Below are 23,909 nucleotides of genomic sequence, written 5' to 3' on the forward strand. Positions count from 1 at the left end.
CGGGATCCGGGGTGTCCGTGCGACCTAGAGCAGGCCCTCGTCGGTCAGGAAGTCCTTCGCGATGGTCGAGGCCTTCTCCTTGTCGACGGTGCTCTTGGTGTTGAGCTCGATGAGCGCCTCGGTCGTCAGGACCTTGCTCACCTTGTCGATGTCGTCCGCCGCCTTGTCGTCGACCTTGCTCGAAACGACCGGGGTGACGTTCTGCGGAACGATGAGGTTCTTCGGGTCCTCGAGCGTCACGAAGTCGTTCGCCTTGATGCTCGGGTCGGCGGTGTAGATGTCCGCGAGCTGCACGGTGCCGTCCTTCAGCGCCTTGACCGTCAGGGCCCCGCCGGAGTCCTCGATCGCCTTGGACTGGACCGTCACGCCGTAGACCGACTTCAGGCCCTTCGGACCGTACGGACGCGTCTGGTTCTCCGAGTTCGCGCCGACGGTCAGCGTGCCCTTGACCTTCGAGAGGTCGGCAAGGCTCGTCACGTCGTTCTCCTCGGAGAACTTCTTCGTGACGGTGTAGCTGTCCTGGTCGGTGGCCTCGGCGGCGTCCAGGGCACGGAGCCCCTTCGGCAGGGCGCTCTTCAGGCCGTCCGTGATCTCGGACTCGGACTTCGCGGTCGAGTTCTTGTCGAAGTACTGCAGCAGGTTGCCGCCGTACTCGGGCATGACGTCGATCGCGCCCTTCTCGAGCTGCGGGAGGTAGACCTCGCGCTGCCCGATGTTGAAGTTCCGCTTCACCTGGAAGCCGTCCTTCTCGAGGACCTGGGCGTAGAGCTCGGCGATGATCTCGTTCGAGTAGTACTGCTGCGACCCGACGACGATCGTCTTCGAGTCCGAGGACGAGCTGGAGCCGCTGTCGAGCGGGCTGCTGGAGGAGCAGCCGGCGAGGGCGGCGGCCACGCCGACGGCGACCGCGGCGGCGATGCCGGCGCGGAGCTTGGGTGCTGTGATCACGAGGGGGTTCCTTCCGGGATGGGGGTGTGGGGCCGCTCACGCGATCCCGAGCGTCGCCGCGTCGGGCGGTCGGCGATGCCCGCGGGCACCACCGACCGCTGGAGCACGGAGAAGACGATCTCGAACGCGATCGCGAGTGCGATCACGAGGATGGAGGCGCCGAGCATCATGGCGTAGTCCTGGGTCTTGAGCCCGAGGAACACGTACCCGCCGAGCCCACCCGATCCGACGTAGGCGGCGAGGGTGGCGGTGGCGACGACCTGGAGCACGGCGGCGCGGACGCCGCCGACGAGCAGCGGCAGTCCGAGCGGGATCTCGACCTTGGTCAGGATCTGCCACCCGGTCATGCCCTGCGCGCGGGCAGCGTCGACGGTGACCGGTTCGACGGACTCGATGCCGGCGTACGCACCGGCGAGCACCGACGGGATCGCGAGCACGACGAGTGCGAACAGCGGAGCCTGCAGGTTCGCGCCGAGCAGGAGGCCCACCAGGGTGAGCACACCGAGGGTCGGCAGGGCGCGGATGCCGCCGGAGAGGGCGATCACGAAGCCGCGTGCCTTGCCGGTGTGGCCGATCGCGTAGCCGATCGGGATCGCGATCACCGACGCGATGACGACGGCGAGCAGCGAGATCCAGACGTGTTCCCACAGCCGCTCGGAGACACCGTCGGGACCGGCGTAGTTGGCCGGGTCGAGGACCCAGCCGAAGGCCTGTCCGATGATCATGCCGTGACCTCCGCAGACTGGAGCACGCGGCGGGCCGCACGCTTCGAGGGCGCCGATCGACGCGTCCACGGCATCACGATCCGACCGAGCAGCACGAGCAACCCGTCGATCGCGAACGCCAGGACGAGGACCATCACGACACCCGCGACGATCTCCTCCGGGATGTTCCGGCCGATGCCGTCGGTGAAGAGCGATCCGAGGCTCTGGACACCGAGCACCGCGCCGACCGTGGTCAGCGAGATCGTGGACACCGAGACGACCCGGAGGCCCGCGAGCAGCACCGGACCGGCGAGCGGCAGGTCGACGCGGAAGAACCGCTGCGCTCCGGAGTACCCCATCGCGGTCGCCGCCGACGTGGTGGCCGGGTCGACCGAACCGAGGCCGTCCACGGTGGACCGGACCATGAGGGCGAGGCCGTAGAGCGTGAGGCCGATGACGATGTTCACGGGGTCCTGCAGCCCGGTGCCGATGAGGCCCGGCAGCGCGATGAACAGTGGCAGCGACGGGACGGCGTAGAGCAGCCCGGCGAACGTGACGATGCCTCCGCCCACACCGCTGCTGAACGGGCGTGCGCCGGGTCGCCGGAGTCGGACGACGAGCCACCCGATCGGGATCGACAGCAGGAAGGCGATGATGATCGGCGGGATCGCGATCGCCAGGTGCGCGACCGTGTCGTCCCCGATCGTGTCGAGGTTCGACAGCACCCACTTCACCGGGTGCTCCCACCCTGCGCCGCAGCACCCGGGACGCTGGGCGTCCCGGCCTCGGAGCGGACGGCGGCAGCGGCGTCGACGACCCCCACGGGTCCGGTGAGGACGCCGGCGGCGCGGCCGTCACCGTCCACGACGACCGGACCGGTCGGGGTCTGCTCGACCCGGAGGGACCGACGGCCCCGTCCGACGCCGATGAAGTTCGCGACGAAGTCGTCCGCCGGCGCGGAGAGGATCTCCGCCGGCGTCCCCTGCTGGGCGATCTCGCCGCCCTTCTTGAGGATGACGACCTGGTCGCCGAGTTTGAAGGCCTCGTCGATGTCGTGCGTCACGAACACGACCGTCTTGCCCAACTCGCGCTGCAGCCGGATCAGCTCGTCCTGCAGGTCGTTGCGGACGAGCGGGTCGACGGCGCCGAACGGCTCGTCCATGAGCAGGATGTTCGGGTCGACCGCGAGACCACGAGCGACGCCGACCCGCTGCTGCTGCCCACCGGACAGCTGCGACGGGTAGCGGTCGGCGAGTGACCGGTCGAGGCCGACCGTGTCCATCAGCTCGAGCGCACGCTTCCGCGCGTCGGCCTTCGAGACCCCGGTGAGCAGTGGCACGGTCGCGATGTTGTCCGCGACCCTGCGGTGCGGCAGCAGACCGGCGTTCTGCATGACGTAGCCGATGCGACGGCGGAGCTGCACCGGGTCGACGCCGGCGATGTCCTCACCGTCGATCTGGACGGACCCCGAGGTCGGATCGATCATCCTGTTGATCATCCGGAGGAGTGTGGTCTTGCCACAACCGCTCGAACCGACGAACACCGTCGTGGTCCGCGAGGGGATCACGAGGTCGAACGACTCGACGGCGTTCGTGCCGTCCGGGTAGGTCTTGCGCACCGAGCGGAACTCGATCATGGGTGCCCTTCTTGGTGGAGGTAGCCCGACACCGGACGACAGTACAGGGCTGAGCCCATAGCGGTTCGGTCGTGACGGCGCATGACGCCTGGCGGACATCGACCCCGGGTCCGCGCAGTTCGGACACGAACGCCCGCCCCTCCGCGACGGAGGGACGGGCGTCCGAGGTGGGTCAGCGGTCAGGAGGCCCCGATCACCGACTCCAGGTACGGCCGGCTCATCGCGCGGTAGGCCGCGATCAGTTCGGTGTCCGGGTGCTCGCGGTCCACGTGCGCACGAGCGAGGACCGCGTGCGCGGACTCGGCCAGCACGACCCAGGCCCGGTTGATCGCCTCGGACTGGGGCAGGTCGAAGCGCTCGCGCATCACGGTGCCGACGGCTCCGCCGAGTGCGGCGAGGCGGTCGGCGTCCTCGTCACCGGACGTGGTGTCGAGGTCGGCGAAGCGGATCGCGCGGAAGCCGGGCTCGGTGCGGTACATCTCCGCGGTCATGTCGATGAGCGCGTCGCAGCCTTCCTGCCACGTCGTGGCGCCGGAGGCGTCGAGTGTCTCGACGAACCGGGCGGCGAGGCGCTGCGTGCACCGGATGGCGAGGGCCTCGACCACGGCGATCCGGTCCGGGAAGTACCGGTAGACCGTGCCGATCGACGCACCGGCACGCTCGGCGACCATGGCCGTCGTGAGCCGCTCGAAGCCGATCTCGTCGATGACCGCGGCCGCCGCGTCGAGCAGACCTGCGAGGCGCGCCGAGCTGCGGGCCTGGACCGGCTCGTTCCTGAGCAGTGATGATCCCCCCGGCAGTGCGTTCGAAACCTCGGTGACGAGCACGTGAACTCCTTCTCGCGGTGACCGCGGGCTGACTGACTGAGACGGCAACTCTCGCAGACGCCGCCTTGGTCTTCGCTGCGATTCCCGGGGTGTCGGGTCCACGACCCCGCTGCGGGACCACCCCGCATGGGATGATGGTGCGATGCCCGAGTCGACGCCTCCGGACCCTGCCGCGCCCCGGGCAACCACCCCGCAGCGGGACGCACGGTCCGTGGAACGCGAGCACGACCGCCGCGAACAGTCGCCCTGGGGCATCCAGCAGTGGGAGACCGCGATCCCGGAGCCGATCCTGCACCGGGCCGCCCGCATCGAGGACGCCGTGCAGGAGTACCGCGAACAGCACGCCCGGAAGCGCGGTCAGGTCCCGACCGTCATCCCGTACACGGGCTACGGCGCCCCGGGATGGGTCCGCGTGCTCTGCCGGGTGCTGCTGACCCGCCGCGGCCTGGCGTCGGACGTCTCGTACACGGGCGTCCGCGGGTGGCGCAGCTTCACGAGCGTGGCCGTCGACCACGCCGAGGTCACCATCTCGGCCGGCGGCAGCACGCACACCGTCCAGAGCGACCGCGGTGGTGTGGTCGACGCGATCGTCCCGATCGACCTCGAACCGGGATGGCAGACGATCCGACTGTCCGCCGGCGGCATGCGCGACGTGGACGCCGACGTCTTCGTGGTGCACCCGGACACCCGCTTCGGCCTGTTGTCGGACATCGACGACACCGTGATGGTGACGAGCCTCCCCCGCCCGATGCTCGCCGCCTGGAACTCGTTCGTGCTGACCGAACACGCCCGCCGTCCCGTGCCGGGGATGTCGGTCCTCTACGAGCGGGTCCTCGCGCAGCACCCGGGCGCGGCGACCGTGTACCTCTCCACCGGTGCGTGGAACGTGGCACCGACCCTGCAACGCTTCCTGACCCGGAACATGTACCCGTCCGGCACCCTGCTGCTCACGGACTGGGGCCCGACCCACGACCGGTTCTTCCGGAGCGGACAGCAGCACAAGCAGGACAACCTGCGGCGCCTCGCGCGGGACTTCCCGGACATCCAGTGGCTGCTCGTCGGCGACGACGGACAGCACGACGAGCACCTCTACGGCGAGTTCGCCCGGGAGCACCCCGAGAACGTCGCCGCGGTCGCGATCCGACAGTTGTCGACGAGCGAGGCCGTCCTCGCCGGTGGTCGATCGCGCGCCCAGGAGCGCACCCGCGACTCCACCGTGCCGTGGGTCTACGCCCCGGACGGTGCCGGCCTCTGGACCGAGCTCGGACGCGTCGGGATCGCCGACCTCGACTGACCCTGGCTCTCGACTGAACGGGCTCTCGACCGACGCTGGCTGCTGCTGGTGACGGTCGGCCGTGCCGCCGAAGTCATGCCGGGAGCGATCTGAACGCACCTTCAGCGCAGCCGCGTCCGGGGTGTGGGTGGTTCGATCAGGGCATGGCTCAGCGCATCGAGGACCACGCCCTCATCGGGGACTGTCACACGGCCGCACTCGTCACCCGGGACGGTGACGTCGACTGGGCGTGCCTGCCCCGCTTCGACAGTGCGTCGACGTTCGCGGCACTGCTCGGCGACGAGCACGACGGTCAGTGGTCGCTCCGCCCCGCCGACCCGGACGCGACCCCGGTCCGCCGACACGACGGCGACTCCCTCGTGCTCTCGACGGTGTGGACCACCACGACCGGCGTCGTCGAGGTCACCGACTTCATGCCGGTCGACGCGCACCGGGCCACCATCGTCCGACGGGTCCGCGGGCTCACCGGGACGGTCGAGATGCGCCAGGTCCTGCGCATCCGCTTCGGCTACGGGGACGTCCTGCCCTGGATCCGTCAGGTGGGCAACGACGACGAACCGGTCCTGGTCGCGACCGCCGGCCCGGACGCCGTCGTCGTCCGGGGCCCTCGCTTCCGCGCCGACGAACACCGGCACACCGCCACCACGACGATCGCGGACGGCGACGTCCTCGACACCGTCCTCACCTGGTACCCCTCCCACCGTGAGCCCCCGGAGCCGTTCGACGTCGACGCCGCCCTGCACCACACCCGCGACTGGTGGCACGACTGGACCTCCCGCACCCGCGCCGAGGGCAGGTACGCGTCCGCCGTCCGCAGCTCGCTGATGTACCTGCGCGCCATGACCCACGCCGAGACCGGGGGCGTCGTGGCGGCCGCGACCACGAGCCTCCCGGAGGACCCCGGCGGCGAACGCAACTGGGACTACCGCTTCGTGTGGCTGCGTGACGCGTCGATGGCGCTCGCGTCCCTGATCGCCCACGGGTACCGCGACGAGGCGTCACACTGGCGAGCGTGGCTGCTCCGCGCGATCGCCGGTGACCCCGACGACGTGCAGATCATGTACGGCATCGCCGGTGAACGGGAACTGCCGGAACGGACGCTCGACCACCTGGCCGGGTACGCGGACTCGAAGCCGGTGCGCGTCGGCAACGGCGCGTACACGCAGTACCAGGGCGATGTGTTCGGAGAGGTCTTGGCAGCGCTGCACGACGCCCGCGAGCTCGGTGTCGAGGAGAGCGGCGCCTCGTGGTCCCTGCAGCGCGCGCTCCTCAGCCACGTCGAGGAGCACTGGCAGGAGCCCGACAACGGCATCTGGGAGATGCGCGGACCCCGGCGGCACTTCACCCACTCGCGCGCGATGATCTGGGCGGCGTTCGACCGTGGGGTCGCCGCATGTGAGGAGTTCGGCCTCGAGGGGCCCGTCGAGCGCTGGCGCACCCTGCGCGACCAGGTGCGCGCGGAGATCGAGGAACACGGATGGAACGCCGAGCGCGGCACCTACCGGCAGCACTACGACACCGACGAGGTCGACGCGAGCCTGCTCGTCCTGCCCCAGATCGGCTACTGCAAGCCGGACGACCCGCGGATGCTCGGCACGGTCGCGGCCATCGAGCAGGACCTCCGCGTCGGCGACGACGGGCTCCTGCTCCGGTACCGGACGTCCTCCGGCTTCGACGGTCTCAGCGGCGCGGAACACCCGTTCCTGGCCTGCTCGTTCTGGCTCGTCGAGCAGTACGCCGGGTCCGGTCGGATCGCGGACGCCGAACGACTCATGGACGTCCTGGTCGGCTTCGCGAACGACGTCGGCATGCTGTCGGAGGAGATCGACGTCGCGACCGGACACCACATCGGCAACACCCCGCAGGCGCTCTCGCACCTGACGCTCGTGACCGCGGCAGACGCGATCGCGCGTGCACGGGGAGCGGCCGCCGGCCACCGGACGAGGTCGGCGCAGCGCGACGGCGGGACGTGGAGCGTCACCGGCGCGGGCGAGCGAGCCGGACGGCCAGCCTGACACGACCGGGCACGCCGTCGGACTCTGTCGACGGTGCGCCCGGACGGACGGGAGGCCCGTTGCCAGCTGGCACCGGGCCTCCCGTCATGCGGTCCTCGCGTCGGTCAGGAGGAGCTGACCCACTCGGCCGGGCCGCGCGAACCGGCGCGGTACTCCTCGAGCGGGACTGCTCCGGACTTCCACGCGGAAACGACCGGCTCGACGATCTCCCAGCAGCGCTCCGCGACGTCGCCGCGGATGGAGAGCAGCGGGTCGTCGTGGAAGATGCCGTTCAGCACCTCGCCGTAGGGGGTGAGCTCGCCGTCGTCGAACGAGGACGACAGGGTGACCTGACCCATCTCGAACGGGTTGCCGCCGCCGTTGGCCGAGACCGACAGCTCGATCTCGTCCGGGTTGAGGACGATGCGCAGTGTGTCGGCCTTCGGGCGACCGGTCAGACCGGAGGGCAGGCGCGTCACGGGCTTGAAGGTGATGAGCACCTCCTTCCGGCTGGCGCCGAGCGCCTTGCCGGAGCGGAGGGTGAAGGGGACGCCGGCCCAACGGGCGGTGTCGACCTCGACCTCGATCTCGGCCAGGGTCTCGGTCTCGCGCGACGGGTCGACCCCGTCCTCCTGCTGGTACGACGGCAGTTCCTTGCCGTCGATCGTGCCGGCCGTGTAGACCGCGCGGCGGGAGGCGATGGTCGCGTCGTCGCCCTTGAGGCGAGTCGAGCGGAGCACCCGGGCGAGCGAGGAGCGGAACTCGACGGAGTCGATCGCCGCCGGGGCGTCCATCGTGACGAGCGCCAGGATCTGGAGCAGGTGCGACTGGATCATGTCGACCAGGGCGCCGGCCTCGTCGTAGTACTGCGCGCGGTTCTCGAGGCCCAGGGTCTCGTCGTAGAAGACGTCGACCTTCTCGATGTTGTCGGCGTTCCAGATCGGCTCGAACAGGCGGTTCGCGAAGCGCAGACCGATGATGTTGAGGACCGTCGTACGTCCGAGGAAGTGGTCGGTGCGGTGCACGCGCTCCTCGGGGACGAGCTCGAGGACCGTCTTGTTGAGCGCCTCGGCACTCGCGACGTCGGTGCCGAAGGGCTTCTCGAACGCCAGCGTCGTGCCCTCGGGGAGCTCGACGTGCTGCAGCGCCTCGCAGATGTCGGACGCGATCTGCGGCGGCAGCGCGAAGTACAGGATCGGCTCGGCCTCGGCGGCGTCGAGCAGGGCCTTCAGGTGCTCCGGGTCGGTGGGGTCGCCCTGGATGAACTTGGTCGAACCGATGGTCGCGTCGACCTCCGGGCCGGCCACGTCCTGCGACGCGAACGACTTCGTGACGACGTCCTTCCACTGCTCCTCGCTGCGGGCGCTGCGGCCCGTGCCGATGAGCTGGACCGGGACGGAACGGCCGCTCTGCAGGAAGGTACCGAGACCCGGCAGGAGGAGGCGGGAGGCGAGGTCGCCGGTCGCGCCGAAGATGATGAGCGTGCGCTTGTCAGTCACCGGAGGTGACTCCTTTCGCTTGTGGACGGTCCGCAGGACCTGCGGCCGCGGTCATGCGGTCCTCAGGAGCCAAGGTCCATCGTGCCCGGGAGATTCCCGGGCCGTTCCAGATGGTGTTCGGACGTGTTCTTGTTCGGTGCGTGCATCCGGTGGCGGCGGTCCGCCTGCCCCGGACGCAGTTCGGGCGGCACCGAGATGGTGCCGCCCGAAGCGTGTGTGGCGTGGGTCAGTGCCCGAAGTTGCCGCGGTAGTACTCGTAGACCCAGCCGACGAGCGTGATCGCGACGAGCACGAGTCCGATCGGCACGATCCAGAGGCCGGCGGCGACCCCGAGGAACACGAGCGCGATCGCTGCCGCGAGGAACAGCGGCCACCACGACCACGGGCTGAAGTGCCCGAGCTCGGCGTCGCCGTCCTCGATGTTGGCGTCCTGGCGGTCCTCCGGCAGCACCCCGCCCTGGGCCGACATGACGCGACCCAGGTAGAAGGCGATGAAGGCGGACATGATGCCGGTCAGACCGATCGACAGGGTGCCGACCCACTCGACCGAGCCGTAGTAGATCATCGACCAGATCGTGTACGCAGCGTCCGCGAGCACGAAGAAGACGAACAGGATCCAGAACAGATTGGTGTTGGCGCGCATGGCGGCTACTTCACCTCGCCCTTCGCGGCGTCGTAGGTCGGAGCGTCAGGAGCGTCCTTCGCCGGGCCCACGCCGACCGGCACGCCGGCCTCGGGGTGGTTCAGGTCGAACGCCGGGGACTCGGAACGGATCCGCGGGATCGAGGTGAAGTTGTGCCGCGGCGGCGGGCAGGAGGTCGCCCACTCGAGCGAGCGGCCGTAGCCCCACGGGTCGTTGACGGCCACCTTCGGAGCGTTCCGCGCGGTGACGTACACGTTGAAGATGAACGGCAGGAACGAGATGCCGAGGATCATCGAGCCGATCGTCGACACCTGGTTCATCCAGGTGAAGCCGTCGTTCGGCAGGTAGGTCGCGTACCGACGGGGCATGCCCACGACGCCCAACCAGTGCTGGATGAGGAACGTGGTGTGGAACCCGACGAACAGCAACCAGAAGTGGATCTTGCCGAGGCGCTCGTTCAGCATCTTGCCGGTGAACTTCGGCCACCAGAAGTAGAAGCCGGAGAACATCGCGAACACGACGGTGCCGAAGACCACGTAGTGGAAGTGCGCCACGACGAAGTACGTGTCGGACACGTGGAAGTCGAGCGGCGGGGACGCCAGGATCACGCCGGTGAGACCACCGAAGGTGAAGGTCACGAGGAACCCGATGGCCCAGAGGATCGGCGTCTCGAACGTCACCGAACCGCGCCACATCGTGCCGACCCAGTTGAAGATCTTCACGCCGGTCGGGACCGCGATGAGCATCGTCATCAGCGAGAACCACGGCAGGAGGACGCCACCGGTGACGTACATGTGGTGCGCCCACACCGTGACCGAGAGGGCCGCGATGGTGATGGTCGCGTAGACGAGGGTCTTGTAGCCGAAGATCGGCTTGCGGCTGAACACCGGGAAGACCTCGGACACGATGCCGAAGAACGGCAGCGCGATGATGTAGACCTCGGGGTGCCCGAAGAACCAGAACAGGTGCTGCCAGAGCAGGGCACCGCCGTTGGCCGGGTTGAAGATCTGGGCGTCGAAGACACGGTCGAGGCCGAGGCCGAAGAGCGCAGCGGCGAGGACCGGGAAGGCCATCAGGACGAGGAGGCTCGTGACGAGCACGTTCCACGTGAAGATCGACATGCGGAACATCGTCATGCCCGGCGCACGCATCGTGATGATCGTGGTGATGAAGTTGACCGCACCGAGGATCGTCGAGAAGCCGGTCATGCCGAGCCCGAAGACCCACAGTGTCCCGCCGAGCCCTGGTGTGAACGTCGTGTCACTCAATGGCGCGTAGGCGAACCACCCGAACGAGGCTGCACCCTGCGGGGTGAGGAAGCCACCGACGGCGATCGCGCTGCCGAAGAAGTACATCCAGAAGGCCAGGCCGTTCAGACGCGGGAACGCGACGTCCGGTGCGCCGATCTGGAGCGGCATGATCGCGTTCGCGAAGCCGGAGAACAGCGGCGTCGCGAACATCAGCAGCATGATCGTGCCGTGCATCGTGAAGAGCTGGTTGTACTGCTCCTTGGTCGCGACGACCTGGAGCCCCGGCTCGAACAGCTGCGCGCGGATGACGAGCGCCATGATGCCGGCGAGCAGGAAGTAGAGGAACGAGGTGATCAGGTACATGTACCCGATCGTCTTGTGGTCGGTGGACGTCGCCCACCGAACGATGATGTTGCCCTTGCGGCCGACCCTCGACGCCTGGAAGTCCGGCGTCGAAGGCCTGGTGGTCGCCTGGCCGACGAATGACGTTGTCATTGAGACGCGCCCTTACTTCTTCTCGCTGGACGCCTCGGCAGGCGCCTCGTTGTTCGGCTGGTTCGTGTTGGTGTCGTACTCGTTGCCGAGCAGACCGACCTTGCCCTGGTCCTTGAGGGACGAGAGGTAGTCGTCGTACTTCGCCTGCGACACGACCTTCACCTGGAAGAGCATGAGGGAGTGGTACTCACCGCAGAGCTCGGCGCACTTGCCCTGGTAGGTGCCTTCCTTCTCCGGGATGAAGTACTCGTAGTTCGTACGACCCGGCAGCATGTCCTTCTTGTAGAGGAAGTCGATGACCCAGAAGGAGTGGTTGACGTCGCGAGAGCTGAGCTCGATCTCGACCTTCTTGCCCACCGGCAGGTACAGCGTCGGGAGGAGCGACTCGTCGATGGCGCCGCCGCCGTTCTCCTCTTCCTGGGCCTGGATGCCCTGGTAGTAGACGCTCTCCTTCGGGTTGTCCTTGTTGATGTAGTTGAAGTCCCAGCCCCAGCGCTTGCCGTAGACGTGCACGGTGGCGTCGGGCTGCGCGAACGGCTTCTCGATCGCTTCCTGGTCCTTCGCGGTGAAGGCGAAGAAGCCGAGGACGAGGATCAGCGGCACGATCGTGTAGAAGATCTCGAGCGGCATGTTGTACCGCATCTGCACCGGCAGGCCGGTCTGGCCCTTCCGGCGGCGGTAGACGATCGCGGCCCAGATGATCAGTCCCCAGACGATCAGACCCACGGCCAACAGGACGATCCAGCTCGTCGTCCACAGGCCGACGATGCGGCTCGTGTGGTTGGTGACGTCCTTCGTCTGCTCCGTGCCCGGGAGCCATCCGTTCATCTGCTGCTGCGTGCAGCCAGCCAGTGCGATGACCAGACCGACGGCCACCGGCACGGCCGCCCAACGTATACGGCGATTCGAACGCACTGTTACCTCTCGGAAAGACGTGGCCCGGGAACCGGTCGTCGCGCGACCGGCGCCGACGGTGACCCCGTCGACGAGCACCGAGGTCAGCCGCAGGGCTGACGCGTGGGTGACTCCCAGCTTGGTTGGAACACTCCTAGCCTACTCGCAGCCATCGACACCGAGCGCACAACCGACACGCGTTGTGGACGGAAACGGCGCTGCGAGGGGCGCTTTTCCCTGGTCATCTGCGTCGGCGGTGATGTCCGTCACGATCGAGATGCGGGAACGCGAACGGGGAGCGGCCGTCTCGGCCGCTCCCCGTTCGCGTGTCGTCGCTCCCCCGCGTGTTCCGCGGGCCGGCGACCAGCCCGTCCGGTGGTCAGTGGAAGCTGTCACCACACGCGCAGGAGCCCTGCGCGTTCGGGTTGTCGATCGTGAAGCCCTGCTTCTGGATCGTGTCTTCGAAGTCGATCGTGGCGCCGTCGAGGTACGGGACGCTCATCTTGTCGACGACCACTTCGACCCCGTCGAACTCGGCCGTGGCGTCACCGTCGAGGAGTCGCTCGTCGAAGTAGAGCTGGTAGATGAGCCCCGAGCAGCCGCCGGGCTGGACGGCGAGGCGGAGGCGCAGGTCGTCGCGGCCTTCCTGCTCGAGCAGGCTGGCGACCTTCGCCGAGGCCGCGTCGCTCAGCAGCACACCGTGCGACTTGGCGTCGGTCGCTGCTTCGGTCGTGATGGTGTCGCTCATCGACGTCTCCCTTGCTGGCGGTGTCGTTCACCGGCCGTCGCGTCGATTCTAAGCACGTGCACCGACGAGCGGGGTCCCGATCCAGGACCTGTGGAGGACAGGGGTCACCCGCGACCCTGCAGCCGCGCCAGGAGGATCGCCTCCGAGACGATCGCGCGGTGCAGCACACCGAGGTGCTGGGACTCGTTCGGGCTGTGCGCCCGCGTGTCGGGGTCCTCGACACCGGTGACCAGGATCTGGGCCTCGGGGAACTCCGCCGCCAGGTCCGAGACGAACGGGATCGACCCGCCGATGCCCTGCTCCACCGGGTCCGCGCCCCAGCCCTCGGACATGGCTGTGCGGGCCTCCTGGACGGCCCAGCCGGTCGCGTCGACCAGGAACCCGTCGCCGGCGTCGACCTCGGTGATCTCCATCCGGGCACCGAAGGGGACGTGCTCACGCAGGTGGGCCTCCACCGCGGCGAAGGCCTCCGTCGCGGCCTGGCCCGGGGCGACGCGGACCGACACACGCGCCGCGACCGTCGGGATCAGCGTGTTCGAGGCGTTCGCGACGCTCGGGACGTCGAGGCCCGTCACCGTGATCGACGGCTGGAACCACATCCGCGACAGCACCGGACCGCTGCCCACGGGGCGGGCACCCTCGACCAGGGCGGCCTCGGTCGCGAAGTCCGACTCGGACCGCTCGGGCACCGGGGCGTCGTGCGCCGTCAGACCGGACACGGCGACCGCGCCGTCGTCGTCGTGCAGCGAGGCGAGCAGGCGCACCATCGGCATCATCGCGTCCGGGGCGGCGCCGCCGTACATGCCGCTGTGGCTGGCGTGCTCGAGCGTCGTCACGGTGAGCTTGAACGTCGTGTTGCCACGGAGCGACACCGTGATGGCCGGCACCTCGGTCGACCAGTTGTCGCTGTCGGCCACGACGATGACGTCCGCGGCCAGGTGTTCGCGCTGCTCGCGCAGGAAGGTGCGGAACGAGCGGGAGCCGAACTCCTCCTCCCCCTCGATGAAGAGCACGATGCCGACGTCCAGGTCCTCGCCGAACTGGGCGTGCACGGCCCGGAGTGCGGCGACGTGGGTCATCACGCCGGCCTTGTCGTCCGAGGCACCGCGCCCGTAGAGCCGGTCACCGCGCAGGGTCGGCTCGAACGGCGGCGTCTCCCACAGCGCGTCGTCGCCCTGGGGCTGCACGTCGTGGTGGGCGTAGAGCATCACCGTCGGCTTGCCGTTCCGGGCTGGCCGCACCGCCAGGACCGCCGGCTGCCCGAGCTCGACGGACTCGTCGCCCGCTGACACCGTGTCCGCGTCGGCGGGCGTGTCGCCCTCGACCGCGGAGCGCACGATCCGGACCTCGTCGAACACCTGGGTCGAGCGCACCAGCTCGGCCACGGCCTCCGCGTTCCGGCGCACGTGCGCCGGGTCGAACGCCGACCACGACACCGACGGGATGCGCACGAGTGCGGACAGGTCGGCGATCGTGGCGGGCAGCGCGCCGTGCACGTGCTCGCGCAGCGCCACCAGCAGGGCGGGGTCGGTCGCGGGCGCCTGGGGCCCCGCTGCGGAGGTGTGCTTCTCGGTGTCGGTCATGGCCGGTAATCTAGAGGACGTCCAGCACGCAGAGCGCCGTTAGGAACGACCGTGGCGAAGGCAACCCCCAAGACCAACGTGACCGTGAACCCGGCCGACGACGAGCTCGTCGCGCACGGCAAGGGTCGCCCCACGCCCTCGCGCCGCGAACGTGAAGCCGCCAACAAGCGCCCGATCGTCGGTAACAGCCCGGCGGACAAGAAGGCCGCTCGCTCCCGTCTGAACGGTGATCGCGAACGAGCCCGCGTCGGCATGGCGAACGGCGAAGAGCGCTACCTGCCGGCGAAGGACCGCGGCGAGCAGCGCCGGTTCATCCGCAACTACATCGACGCCCGCTGGAACGTGGGCGAGGTCATGATGCCGGTGCTCATCCTGTTCCTGCTCGTCGGGTTCCTCGCGGCGCAGACCGCTGCCGCCTCGTACTCGCTGCTGTTCGTCTGGGCGTTCGTGCTGCTGTTCGTCCTCGACTGCGCCGTGCTGTGGTTCGCGCTGCGCCGGAAGTTCGCCGCGACCGGGCAGGAGTTCCAGCGTGGGAACTTCCTCTACATCCTGACCCGCGCGTGGCAGCTCCGGTTCCTCCGCCTGCCGAAGCCGCAGGTCAAGCGCGGGCAGTACCCGACGCTCTGACCTCGTTCCGCTCGAGCGCCGCAGCGCCGTCGACCTCCGGGTCGGCGGCGCTTCGTCGTGTGACGGCCGGGACGCCGCCGTGCGCGCGAGACGCCGCCGTGCGCGTGAGACGCCGCCGAAATCCGCGGCGTCTCAGGCGGAAGCCGGCGTCTCACCGACACGCCGGCGCCAGCGCCAGCGCCCAGCGGACGCGCGGCAGGCGGCGTCTCACCGACACGCCGGCGCCAGCGCCCGCCCAGCGGACGGGAGGCTCGAGGCGGCCGCCACGAGCCTCCCGGCCAGACGCCGCCGAGTGCGCGAGACGCCGCCCAAGTCCGGGGCGTCTCCCGCGGAAGGCGGCGTCTCACCGAGACGCCGGCGCCACGACGCGCCGCACGCGGCCACTTGCCAGCCGCGGCCTCAGCGTCGCCGCAGGCGCTTCCGCCGCAGCCGGTTGATGCGCATCGCCCAGGTCGGACCCTCGTAGAGGAACGCCGTGTAGCCCTGCACCAGCGTGGCACCGGCGGCGATCCGGGCCTGGACGTCGGCCTCGGAGGTGACGCCACCGACCGCGATGACGCAGAACCCGGCGGGCACCGCAGCGCGCACGCGACGCAGGACCTCGAGGGAGCGGGCACCGAGCGGCGCGCCGGAGAGTCCCCCGGCACCCATCGCCCGCACGTCCGCGTCGGGCGTGGTGAGGCCCGTCCGCTCGATCGTCGTGTTCGTCGCGATGACCCCGGACAGCCCCAGCTCGACCGCGAGTCCGGCGATGGCGTCGATCTGCTCGTCGGTCAGGTCCGGGGCGATCTTCACCAGGACCGGCGTCCGGCCGGCGGCGTCGTGCACCGCGGAGAGCAGCGGTCGGAGTTGGTCGAGTTCCTGCAGGCCGCGGAGGCCCGGGGTGTTCGGCGAGCTGACGTTGACGGCCAGGTAGTCGGCGAAGGGGGCGAGCAGCCGGGTGGACTCGAGGTAGTCCTCGACCGCGTCCTCGACGGAGACGACGCGGCTCTTGCCGATGTTGACGCCGATCACCGGTCGGCCCGGGTTGCGGCGGGCACGCTCCAGTCGGCCGGCGGCCTTGACGGCACCGTGGTTGTTGAAGCCCATCCGGTTGATCAGCGCCCGGTCCGGGATGAGTCGGAACAGCCGGGGTCGTTCGTTGCCCGGCTGGGGGCGTGCCGTGATGGTGCCGACCTCGACGTGCCCGAAGCCCAGGACGCCGAGTCCGGCGATGCCGCGGGCGTCCTTGTCGAACCCGGCGGCCAGACCGAAGCGGGACGGGAAGTGGATCCCCATCGTGGTGATGCCGTCCTCGGCGGAGGGCCTGGCGTACCGCTCCACGGCCCCACCGATGACGGGCACGTGCGGGAGGAGCCGGATGACGCTGAACGCCAGGTGGTGCGCGCGCTCGGGGTCCATCTTGGCGAAGACGTTCCGGAAGACCACCCCGTACCCGGCGCGGACGAGGGACTCCAGGCCGCTCACGCGCTGGCACCGTCCGCGGGACGATCCGCACCGGACGCGCTGTGGTGGTCGATGCGCAGCTGGCCGATGGCGTCCTCGAAGTCCTCGAGGGAGTCGAACGCCTGGTAGACGCTGGCGTACCGCAGGTAGGCGACCTCGTCGAGTTCGCGCAGCGGGCTGAGGATCGCCAGGCCGATGTCGTTCGCCTCGATCTGGCTCGCGCCGGAGGACCGGACGATCTCCTCCACCCGCTGCGCGAGCACGGCGAGGTCCGAGTCGGTGACGGGTCGACCCTGGCAGGCCTTCCGCACGCCGGAGATGATCTTCTCGCGGCTGAAGGGCTCGAGGACACCGTTGCGCTTCACCACGTTCAGTGAGGCGGTCTCGGTGGTCGAGAACCGTCGACCACAGTTCGGGCACTGGCGGCGTCGGCGGATGGAGGTTCCGTCGTCGCTCGTCCGGGAGTCGACGACACGGGAGTCCGGGTGGCGGCAGAAGGGGCAGAACATGGCGCCCTCAGGCTAGCGGTTCGTGCGCTCGGACACGGCGGCACCGTGCGCCGGCAGCTGCTCTTCGGTCGAGAGCGCGACGATGTGCGGCGCGACCTCGGCCAGGGCGGCCGCCGTGTACCGGATCACCTGCTGCGGGCGCAGGAAGGTCGACGCGGACAGCCCGGCCCCGAAGCGCGCCTGGCCGCCGGTGGGCAGGACGTGGTTCGACCCGGCGAGGTAGTCGCCCAGGCTGACGGGGGTGTCCGGTCCGACGAACACCGCACCGGCGGCGTCGATGTCGGCGAGCACCGCGTCGTCGTCCGCCGTCTGGATCTCGAGGTGCTCCGGCCCGTAGGCGTTGCTCACGGTCGCGGCGTCGGTGAGCGAGTCGACCAGGACGATCGCCGACTGCGGTCCGTCCAGGGCGGTCTGGAGGCGCGCAGCCGTCCCGAGCACCGCCGTCCGTTCCGGGATCGCCGCCTCCACCGCGTCGGCGAACGCGGCCGACGTCGTCACGAGGAGACTGCCCGCCTGCTCGTCGTGCTCCGCCTGGCTGATGAGGTCTGCTGCGACGTTCCCGGCGTCGGCGGTGTCGTCCGCGATGACGAGGATCTCCGAGGCGCCGGCTTCGGAGTCGATGCCGACGACGCCGCGCACGAGGCGCTTGGCGGCCGCGACGTAGTTGTTGCCCGGACCGGTCACCAGGTCGACGGGCTCGAGGCCGATCTCCGACACGCCGTGGGCCAGCGCCCCGATCGCGCCGGCACCGCCCATCGCGTAGACCTCCTGCACGCCGAGGAGCCCCGCCGCAGCGAGGATCGTCGGGTGCACCGCGCCGCCGTGGTCGCGCTGCGGCGGGGACACGAGCGCGATCGACCCGACACCGGCGACCTGGGCGGGCACGACGTTCATGACGACGCTCGAGGGGTAGACCGCCTTGCCACCGGGCACGTAGAGCCCCACACGACGCATCGGCTGCCAGCGCTGGTGGACCTCGGCACCGTCCGCGAGGGTGGTCACCGACGGCGACGGCACCTGCGCGGCACTCGCGGCGCGGACGCGGCGGATCGCCTCGTCGAGCGCGGCGCGGAGCTCGGGGGTGAGTCCGGCGACGGCGGCGTCGATCTCGGCGGCCGGCACCCGGACGTGCTCGGGTGCTCCCCCGTCGAACCGTTCGGCCTGCTCCCGGAGCGCGTCGGCACCGCGGTCGCGGACGTCGTCGACGAGCACCCGTGCGGCGTCCACCGCATGCCCGACGTCGCCTGCGGCACGCGGCATGAGTCGGAGGAGTTCGGCACGGCCGGGGAGCCCGCCACGGAGGTCGATTCGCTGCATCATGAGGGCTCCGAGTCTAGTGATCCGGCCATGACCGGGCCGGATCCCCGGGCCGCGGGACAGTCCCGGTAACGTGAGCGTCGATGAACTTCGAGAAGGCCCGACGGCTCGTCGCCGACCTGGTCCGCGTGAACGAGCGCTACGCCCGCGACGGGCACTACCGCAACGACGTCCGGGAACGGCTCGGGCGGACCGCCTCGCGGATCGACGTCGGTGTCGCCCGCCGCGAGCGCGACCGTGCTCCCCGCGCGGCTCGCCCGTACGAGGGGCTGGTCGAGACGAGCCTGGCCCTGGCCGGCATCCGCACCGCTGCCCGCGAGCCCGAGGTCGTGCTCGTCGTCGACGAGTTGCGCGACGGGGCTGCCTTCGCCGGCGTGCAGACCGCCCTCGCCGTCGCGATCGCGCTCGGGGACCGTCTGGGCCGGCGCGTCCGGGTCGTCATGGTCCGCTGGACGACGCCGGGCAACAGCGTCGCAGCGGCCGAGGCCCTCGTCGCCGACCGCTTCCCCGACACCCGGGTCGACGGACGCCCGGGCGTGCGCGTCGTCCGCCGCGAGGACGTGCTCGACACGGTGTTCGGGACGCAGGACATCTGGCTGGCCACGCACTGGAAGACGGCGCACCCGCTCGACGTCGCCGCGACGGCCGGTGTCGTCGCCCGCGAGCGGGTCGTGTACCTCGTGCAGGACTACGAGCCGGGCTTCAGCGCGTGGTCCACCGACTACGCCGTCGCCGCGTCGACCTACCGTGCCGGCTTCCGGATGCTCGTGAACTCGGAGCCCCTGCGTCGGTACCTGGCGGACGTCGAGGGCATCGACATCGCCCCGGCCGCGACGTTCGCGCCGCACCTGGACGTCGAGTTGCTCGAACGGGTCGCCGCCGCCCGACGCCCGGTCGCCGAGGACGGCGGGGTCGTCCGCGTCCTCTTCTACGGGCGACCGAGCAAGCACCGCAACCTCTTCCGCCTCGGCGTGGCCGCGCTCCGGATCGCCGTGCAGGAGCTGGCCCCGGACGGCATCCGGGTCGAGTTCCACTCCGCCGGTGAACAGCACGCGGACGTCGAGCTCGACGGGGGCGCCGGCGACGTCAAGCTGGTCTCGCACGGCACGATGCCGTGGGACGACTACTTCCGGTTCATCGCCTCCACCGGGGTGGTGCTCTCGCTGCAGCACAGCCCGCACCCGAGCCACCCGCCGTTCGACGGCGCGATCTCCGGGGCACGGGTCGTGACCAACGAGTTCCGGGGCACGCGCGCCGGGCTGCACCCGAACCTCCAGGCCGTCCCCACCGACGCCCGCTCGCTCGGCCTCGCGGTGGCCGACGCCGTCCGGCGTGTCGCCGCGGACGGACCGACCGGTTTCGTCCGGCTCGCCGACGGCGCCCTCGGCGGGCCGCTGGACGCCGCCGTCGACGCCCTCGGCGCCGCACTGGAAACGGACGCCCTCGGCGCCGCACTCGAGACCGAGGAAGAGAACCGATGACCCGCACCACCCTCGTCGTCGTCCCCGTGTACGGCGACCTCGAGTCGCTGCTGCGCTGCGTGGACGGGCTGCTCGAGCACCTCGACACCACGGTGCACCGGGTGCTCCTCGTGAACGACTGCGGCCCGGACGCGGACGCCATCGAGGCCGCCCTGCTGGACCGCATCGGCGAGCGCCCCGGGTTCCGGTACGAGCGCAACGACCGGAACCTGGGCTTCGTCGGGACGTGCAACCGTGCCGTCACCGAGCTCGACACCGGCGGTGACGCCGTCCTGTTGCTCAACAGCGACGCGGTGCCGACCGCCGGGTTCCTCGACGCCATGCTCGCGGTCCTCGACGAGGACCGCACCGGTGTCGTGACGGCCCGCAGTGACAACGCCACGATCGCGAGCATCCCGTACCGCCTGGCGAACCGTGGCGCGGCCCGGATCGAAGCCCGGACGCGTGCCGTCTGGGGTGCCCTCGCCCCGCTGCTGCCGGTGTCCCAGGTGATGCCCGTCGCGATGGGCTTCTGCTTCCTGACCCGTCGCGAGCTCGTCACGGAGCACGGGCTCTTCGACGAGGCCTTCGCCCCCGGTTACGGGGAGGAGAACGACTACTGCCTGCGCATCGCGGAGCACGGCTGGCTCGCCAAGATCGCGAACCGGGCGCTCGTCCTGCACGCGGGCGGCAAGAGCTTCTCCGGCAACCGCAACGCCCTCCGTGCGGCACACCAGCGCGAGCTGGAACGGCGGTACCCCTTCCTGCCGGACGCGGTCGCCGCGTACCAGCGACACGGCATGACCGCGACGGAGCGGTTCGCCGACGCGCTCGTGCCGAGCGGTTCGACGCCACGCCTCGCGGTCGACCTGCGGCACGTCGCGGACGCCGGTGCACTGGTCCGCGACGTCGACGCGGCCTTCGGGGACGGTTTCGCCCTGGAGGCACGGCTCCCCGCCGGCACGACGGCTCCCGCCACGTGGACCGTCACCACGGACCCTCCGTCGGCCGACGACCTCGTCGCCGTCGCCGTGCTCGTGGACCCGACGCCGGCCGAGGTCGTCGCCGCGAACCGTCGCGCGCTGCACCTCGTCGTCGTCCGGTCCGCTCCCCCGGCGCTCCCGTGGTCCTCGCGGCGACACCGGACCGGTGCCGACACCGTCGCGGCCGTCGTCGACCGGTTCGCCGAGGTCGTCGCTCCCGGCGGGCTCGCCGGGGCGCGGGCGGGCCTCGACGCCCGGATCGCCGCTCCGCTCGCGGACCGTTCGGCGGCGCTCGAGGAACGGTGGTCGGCCCTGCTGCCCCTCGACGTCACCGCCGCCGACGTCGTCGCGGACAGCGCCTCCGACGAGGTCGGACGACTGCGCCGCGAGCTCGACGACCTGCGCGGCAGCCGGTCGTTCCGCACCGGCCAGGCGATCGCCAAGGTCGCCTCGCGTCTGCCGGGTCGCCGCTGATGGCCGACCGTGGGGGCATCGGCCGGGTCGCACGGCGGTTCGCCCGGCAGCTGCGGGGCCCCGAGAAGCCCCTGACCGTCGCCGACCGACTCGACCGCTGGGCCCGACGCATCGCCGAGTTCGGCGTGCTCGACCGGGAGTACCTCGAGGCGCAGACGGGACGGACCTTCGCGACCGACGAGGAGGCAATCGCCTTCTACGTCCACAACGACGGGCAGCGGGGTCTGTCGCTCAGCCCGCTCACCGAGCACGAGTGGATGCGCGAGCACCAGCCGGCACCCGCGATGTCCTGGTACGACGCGCTGCACCAGGAGGGACCGGAGCTCTTCCAGACCGGACCGCTCTTCGACGCCGGCGTGTACGCCGCCTCGGTGCCGGCGCCCTCCCGCCCAGCGTCCACCCTCGATGCGCTGCGGCACTTCCTGCGGAACGCGACGGACGTGACTGCGCTCCCCGTGCCTCCCGGCCGTCGTGGCCCGGCACCGACCTGGGGAGTCGCACGCGCCGCCGCGTTGCAGGGCGCTCGCGAGTTCGCCGCCGCCCAGCACCGGACGCGCCGTCGCTACCGGTCGTCCTGGGACGGGCCCGAGACGCTCGACCTGTCGGCGCGCTACCCGCGGGGGGACGCCCGCCGCGACGCCGAGCAGCCGCTCGTCTCCGTCGTGCTGCCGGTGTACCGACGGGCCGACGTCGTCGGCGCAGCGATCGACTCGGTCCTCGCCCAGGAGCACACCACCTGGGAGCTCCTGGTCGTCGACGACGGGTCGGGTGACGACACCGTCGACGTCGTCCGCGCCCGTGCCGCCGGCGATGCGCGCATCCGGCTGCTGGAACGGGAGAACGGCGGAGCCGCCGCGGCACGGAACACCGGACTGGCCGCCGCGACCGGCTCGTTCATCGCCTTCCTCGACGCCGACAACACCTGGCGTCCGCAGCACCTCAGCGCCGCCCTCGCGGCCCTGCTCGAGGGCGACGCACCCGGTGTGCACACGGGGCTCCGGATGACCGGGGCGAACAACGCCGATGACGCCACCGCCCCGGTCGAGACGTTCCGCGGCGAGGACGGCACCCGCGAGGACCTGCTCGCCGGCAACTTCATCGACCTCAACGCCCTCGTGGTGCGTCGTGACGTCGCCGACGCCGTCGGCCCCTTCGACGAGGACCTGCGCCGGTGGATCGACTGGGAGTGGCTGCTCCGCATCGCAGCACACGCTGCGGTCCCCGAGTACGTCCCGGTGATCGGGGTGGACTACGACAACGTCCGCGACCCCCGCCGTGTCTCGTCGGGCCAGCCAGCGTCCTGGCAGGAGGTCGCGCTCGCGCGGCACCGCATCGACTGGGACGCTCTCGCCGCGGCCGCCCCCGACCGGGTGCGTGACCGGGTGTCGGTCGTGATGCCGGTCTTCCGCGACTGGACGATGACCCGGCGGGCCGTCGACACCGTGCTCGGCGCCGCCGACCACGACGGCGACGACGTCGAGGTGGTGGTCGTCGACAACGGCTCACCGCGCTCGGTCTCCGCCGTCCTCGACGCCTGGTTCGGCGGCGACCCGCGGGTGGTGCTCCAGCGGGAGGACCGGAACCGCAACTTCGCGCTCGGCAGCGACCTCGGACTCGCACGCACCACCGGCGCGACCGTCGTGATGCTCAACAACGACACCGAGGTGACACCCGGCTGGCTCCGACCCCTCGTCACGGCACTCGAGGACCCGACGGTCCTCGGTGTCCAACCGCTCCTCGTCTACCCGGACGGTGTCGTCCAGGCCGCCGGCACCGTCTTCGGCGGCGACAAGGTCCTGCCGTGGCACTTCCTCGCCGACCACCCGCGGTACGACGCGGACCGTGCGTTCCGGACCCCGGCCTCCCGGCGGTTCACGGCGATCACCGCGGCGGCCGCGGCCTTCCGGGCCGACGACCTGATCCGCTGGCACGGCTTCGACCCCGTCTACGCGAACGGGCTGGAGGACGTGGACCTGTGTCTGCGCGCCCTCGCCGCCGCCGGGCCGGGGGCCGCGTTCGTCGTCGAACCGGCCTCGGTCGTCGTCCACCACGAGAGCCGGACACCGGGGCGGGACGACGCGCGGATCGAGAACCGCCGCGTGTTCGACGAGCGGTGGCGCGGGCGCTACCCGGACGCCGATGCGGCCGACCGGTACGAGGGCGCTGGGCTCCGGTACCTCGGAGTCGAGCCGGGCCTGCCGAAGGGACACGCCGTGACGGTGCGGTCGTCGCGGCCGGTCGTCGTCCGCGAACCGGGCGCCACGGGCCTCCGGGTCGCGGTGAAGCACGACGGGACCCGACCCGCGGACGTCACCGCGCTCGTCGGCGCGCTCGAGAGCGCGGGACACGCCGTGCAGGTCGACATGCCGACGTCCTGGTACCGAGGGGCCAGCGGGCTCGACGACGTCACCGTGCTCGTCGCCGGGAGCGATCCCTCCTGGGTGCCGCAGCCGGGGGCCCGGAACGCCGTGTGGCTCGCCGCGGGGCAGCATGTGGCGGACGGGGACTTCGCGGTCGTCGTGACGGAGCCCAGTGCGAAGGCGGTCGTCACGGCACTGACGTCCGTCCCCTGAACGCG

General features: G+C 70.8%; 20 protein-coding genes. 6 read left to right on the forward strand and 14 right to left on the reverse strand.

Translation table 11 applies throughout. The features are described from left to right. Window positions 1-24: 24 nt before the first annotated feature. The 5 genes from DEJ24_RS05265 to DEJ24_RS05285 all read right to left on the reverse strand — a co-directional run bounded on the left by DEJ24_RS05265 (window position 25) and on the right by DEJ24_RS05285 (window position 4,115). Window positions 25-948, reverse strand: a complete 924-nt coding sequence (locus tag DEJ24_RS05265; protein ID WP_111077605.1) for an ABC transporter substrate-binding protein — start codon at window positions 946-948, stop codon at window positions 25-27. Then, a complete protein-coding gene (locus DEJ24_RS05270) occupies window positions 945-1,673 on the reverse strand; it encodes an ABC transporter permease (RefSeq protein ID WP_111077606.1) in 729 nt (242 codons plus the stop codon). The genes DEJ24_RS05265 and DEJ24_RS05270 overlap by 4 nt, the downstream gene beginning before the upstream one ends. Continuing rightward, window positions 1,670-2,386, reverse strand: a complete 717-nt coding sequence (locus tag DEJ24_RS05275; RefSeq protein WP_111077607.1) for an ABC transporter permease — start codon at window positions 2,384-2,386, stop codon at window positions 1,670-1,672. The genes DEJ24_RS05270 and DEJ24_RS05275 overlap by 4 nt, the downstream gene beginning before the upstream one ends. After that, window positions 2,383-3,288, reverse strand: a complete 906-nt coding sequence (locus DEJ24_RS05280; protein ID WP_111077608.1) for an ABC transporter ATP-binding protein — start codon at window positions 3,286-3,288, stop codon at window positions 2,383-2,385. The genes DEJ24_RS05275 and DEJ24_RS05280 overlap by 4 nt, the downstream gene beginning before the upstream one ends. A 179-nt stretch (window positions 3,289-3,467) precedes the next feature. Beyond that, the gene (locus DEJ24_RS05285) at window positions 3,468-4,115 is read right to left on the reverse strand and encodes a TetR/AcrR family transcriptional regulator (protein WP_181432888.1); all 648 of its coding nucleotides are present in this window, start codon (window positions 4,113-4,115) and stop codon (window positions 3,468-3,470) included. A gap of 211 nt (window positions 4,116-4,326) precedes the next feature. Between DEJ24_RS05285 and DEJ24_RS05290 the strand changes: the two genes are divergently transcribed. Both DEJ24_RS05290 and DEJ24_RS05295 read left to right on the forward strand, forming a co-directional pair. Beyond that, window positions 4,327-5,409: an App1 family protein gene (locus tag DEJ24_RS05290; RefSeq protein WP_375334693.1), complete on the forward strand. Its 1,083-nt coding sequence runs from the start codon at window positions 4,327-4,329 to the stop codon at window positions 5,407-5,409. 89 nt (window positions 5,410-5,498) lie between these two features. Continuing rightward, window positions 5,499-7,424: a glycoside hydrolase family 15 protein gene (locus tag DEJ24_RS05295; protein WP_258374744.1), complete on the forward strand. Its 1,926-nt coding sequence runs from the start codon at window positions 5,499-5,501 to the stop codon at window positions 7,422-7,424. 104 nt (window positions 7,425-7,528) lie between these two features. Here the strand turns inward: DEJ24_RS05295 and DEJ24_RS05300 are convergent, their stop codons facing one another. From DEJ24_RS05300 to DEJ24_RS05325, 6 genes are all read right to left on the reverse strand, one after another. Further along, window positions 7,529-8,902: a glucose-6-phosphate dehydrogenase gene (locus DEJ24_RS05300; protein WP_111077611.1), complete on the reverse strand. Its 1,374-nt coding sequence runs from the start codon at window positions 8,900-8,902 to the stop codon at window positions 7,529-7,531. A 226-nt stretch (window positions 8,903-9,128) separates the two neighbouring features. Further along, window positions 9,129-9,545, reverse strand: coding sequence for a cytochrome c oxidase subunit 4 (locus tag DEJ24_RS05305; protein WP_110903122.1), 417 nt, complete (start codon window positions 9,543-9,545; stop codon window positions 9,129-9,131). Window positions 9,546-9,550: 5 nt separating this feature from the next. After that, entirely contained in the window at window positions 9,551-11,290 is a 1,740-nt protein-coding gene (gene ctaD / locus DEJ24_RS05310; RefSeq protein ID WP_181432887.1) for a cytochrome c oxidase subunit I, read from the reverse strand. A gap of 12 nt (window positions 11,291-11,302) precedes the next feature. Continuing rightward, on the reverse strand, window positions 11,303-12,205 hold the full coding sequence (gene coxB / locus DEJ24_RS05315) for a cytochrome c oxidase subunit II (protein ID WP_110903121.1): 903 nt from the start codon (window positions 12,203-12,205) through the stop codon (window positions 11,303-11,305). A 358-nt stretch (window positions 12,206-12,563) separates the two neighbouring features. Further along, a complete protein-coding gene (locus DEJ24_RS05320) occupies window positions 12,564-12,932 on the reverse strand; it encodes an iron-sulfur cluster assembly accessory protein (protein WP_110903120.1) in 369 nt (122 codons plus the stop codon). 104 nt (window positions 12,933-13,036) lie between these two features. Further along, window positions 13,037-14,515, reverse strand: coding sequence for a dipeptidase (locus tag DEJ24_RS05325; protein WP_111077612.1), 1,479 nt, complete (start codon window positions 14,513-14,515; stop codon window positions 13,037-13,039). A gap of 51 nt (window positions 14,516-14,566) precedes the next feature. Between DEJ24_RS05325 and DEJ24_RS05330 the strand changes: the two genes are divergently transcribed. After that, window positions 14,567-15,142 (forward strand): DUF3043 domain-containing protein, encoded by a 576-nt coding sequence (locus DEJ24_RS05330; RefSeq protein WP_258366248.1) that lies wholly within the window; start codon window positions 14,567-14,569, stop codon window positions 15,140-15,142. A gap of 399 nt (window positions 15,143-15,541) precedes the next feature. Here the strand turns inward: DEJ24_RS05330 and DEJ24_RS05335 are convergent, their stop codons facing one another. Genes DEJ24_RS05335 through hisD form a run of 3 tightly spaced genes read right to left on the reverse strand, consistent with a single transcriptional unit; the run spans window position 15,542 to window position 18,417 of the window. Continuing rightward, a complete protein-coding gene (locus DEJ24_RS05335; RefSeq protein ID WP_111077613.1) occupies window positions 15,542-16,609 on the reverse strand; it encodes a quinone-dependent dihydroorotate dehydrogenase in 1,068 nt (355 codons plus the stop codon). Beyond that, window positions 16,606-17,097, reverse strand: a complete 492-nt coding sequence (nrdR, locus tag DEJ24_RS05340; RefSeq protein WP_111077614.1) for a transcriptional regulator NrdR — start codon at window positions 17,095-17,097, stop codon at window positions 16,606-16,608. Before nrdR ends, DEJ24_RS05335 begins: the two co-directional genes overlap by 4 nt. A gap of 12 nt (window positions 17,098-17,109) precedes the next feature. Next, window positions 17,110-18,417: a histidinol dehydrogenase gene (gene hisD / locus DEJ24_RS05345; protein WP_111077615.1), complete on the reverse strand. Its 1,308-nt coding sequence runs from the start codon at window positions 18,415-18,417 to the stop codon at window positions 17,110-17,112. Window positions 18,418-18,497: 80 nt separating this feature from the next. Between hisD and DEJ24_RS05350 the strand changes: the two genes are divergently transcribed. The 3 genes from DEJ24_RS05350 to DEJ24_RS05360 are packed head-to-tail and all read left to right on the forward strand — an operon-like array spanning window position 18,498 to window position 23,904. After that, entirely contained in the window at window positions 18,498-19,895 is a 1,398-nt protein-coding gene (locus tag DEJ24_RS05350; RefSeq protein ID WP_111077616.1) for a hypothetical protein, read from the forward strand. Continuing rightward, window positions 19,892-21,331, forward strand: coding sequence for a glycosyltransferase family 2 protein (locus DEJ24_RS05355; RefSeq protein ID WP_111077617.1), 1,440 nt, complete (start codon window positions 19,892-19,894; stop codon window positions 21,329-21,331). The genes DEJ24_RS05350 and DEJ24_RS05355 overlap by 4 nt, the downstream gene beginning before the upstream one ends. Further along, a complete protein-coding gene (locus tag DEJ24_RS05360) occupies window positions 21,331-23,904 on the forward strand; it encodes a glycosyltransferase family 2 protein (protein ID WP_111077618.1) in 2,574 nt (857 codons plus the stop codon). Before DEJ24_RS05355 ends, DEJ24_RS05360 begins: the two co-directional genes overlap by 1 nt. Window positions 23,905-23,909: the final 5 nt, after the last annotated feature.

This window comes from Curtobacterium sp. MCPF17_001 (genome assembly GCF_003234615.1).
GTDB lineage: Bacteria > Actinomycetota > Actinomycetes > Actinomycetales > Microbacteriaceae > Curtobacterium.

Coding starts and splice junctions, on each gene's coding strand:
- DEJ24_RS05270 (WP_111077606.1), bottom strand. CDS start 1,673: ATGATCATCGGACAGGCCTTCGGCTGGGTCCTCGACCCGGCCAACTAC.
- DEJ24_RS05280 (WP_111077608.1), bottom strand. CDS start 3,288: ATGATCGAGTTCCGCTCGGTGCGCAAGACCTACCCGGACGGCACGAAC.
- DEJ24_RS05305 (WP_110903122.1), bottom strand. CDS start 9,545: ATGCGCGCCAACACCAATCTGTTCTGGATCCTGTTCGTCTTCTTCGTG.
- ctaD (WP_181432887.1), bottom strand. CDS start 11,290: ATGACAACGTCATTCGTCGGCCAGGCGACCACCAGGCCTTCGACGCCG.
- DEJ24_RS05320 (WP_110903120.1), bottom strand. CDS start 12,932: ATGAGCGACACCATCACGACCGAAGCAGCGACCGACGCCAAGTCGCAC.
- DEJ24_RS05325 (WP_111077612.1), bottom strand. CDS start 14,515: ATGACCGACACCGAGAAGCACACCTCCGCAGCGGGGCCCCAGGCGCCC.
- nrdR (WP_111077614.1), bottom strand. CDS start 17,097: ATGTTCTGCCCCTTCTGCCGCCACCCGGACTCCCGTGTCGTCGACTCC.
- hisD (WP_111077615.1), bottom strand. CDS start 18,417: ATGATGCAGCGAATCGACCTCCGTGGCGGGCTCCCCGGCCGTGCCGAA.
- DEJ24_RS05350 (WP_111077616.1), top strand. CDS start 18,498: ATGAACTTCGAGAAGGCCCGACGGCTCGTCGCCGACCTGGTCCGCGTG.
- DEJ24_RS05355 (WP_111077617.1), top strand. CDS start 19,892: ATGACCCGCACCACCCTCGTCGTCGTCCCCGTGTACGGCGACCTCGAG.
- DEJ24_RS05360 (WP_111077618.1), top strand. CDS start 21,331: ATGGCCGACCGTGGGGGCATCGGCCGGGTCGCACGGCGGTTCGCCCGG.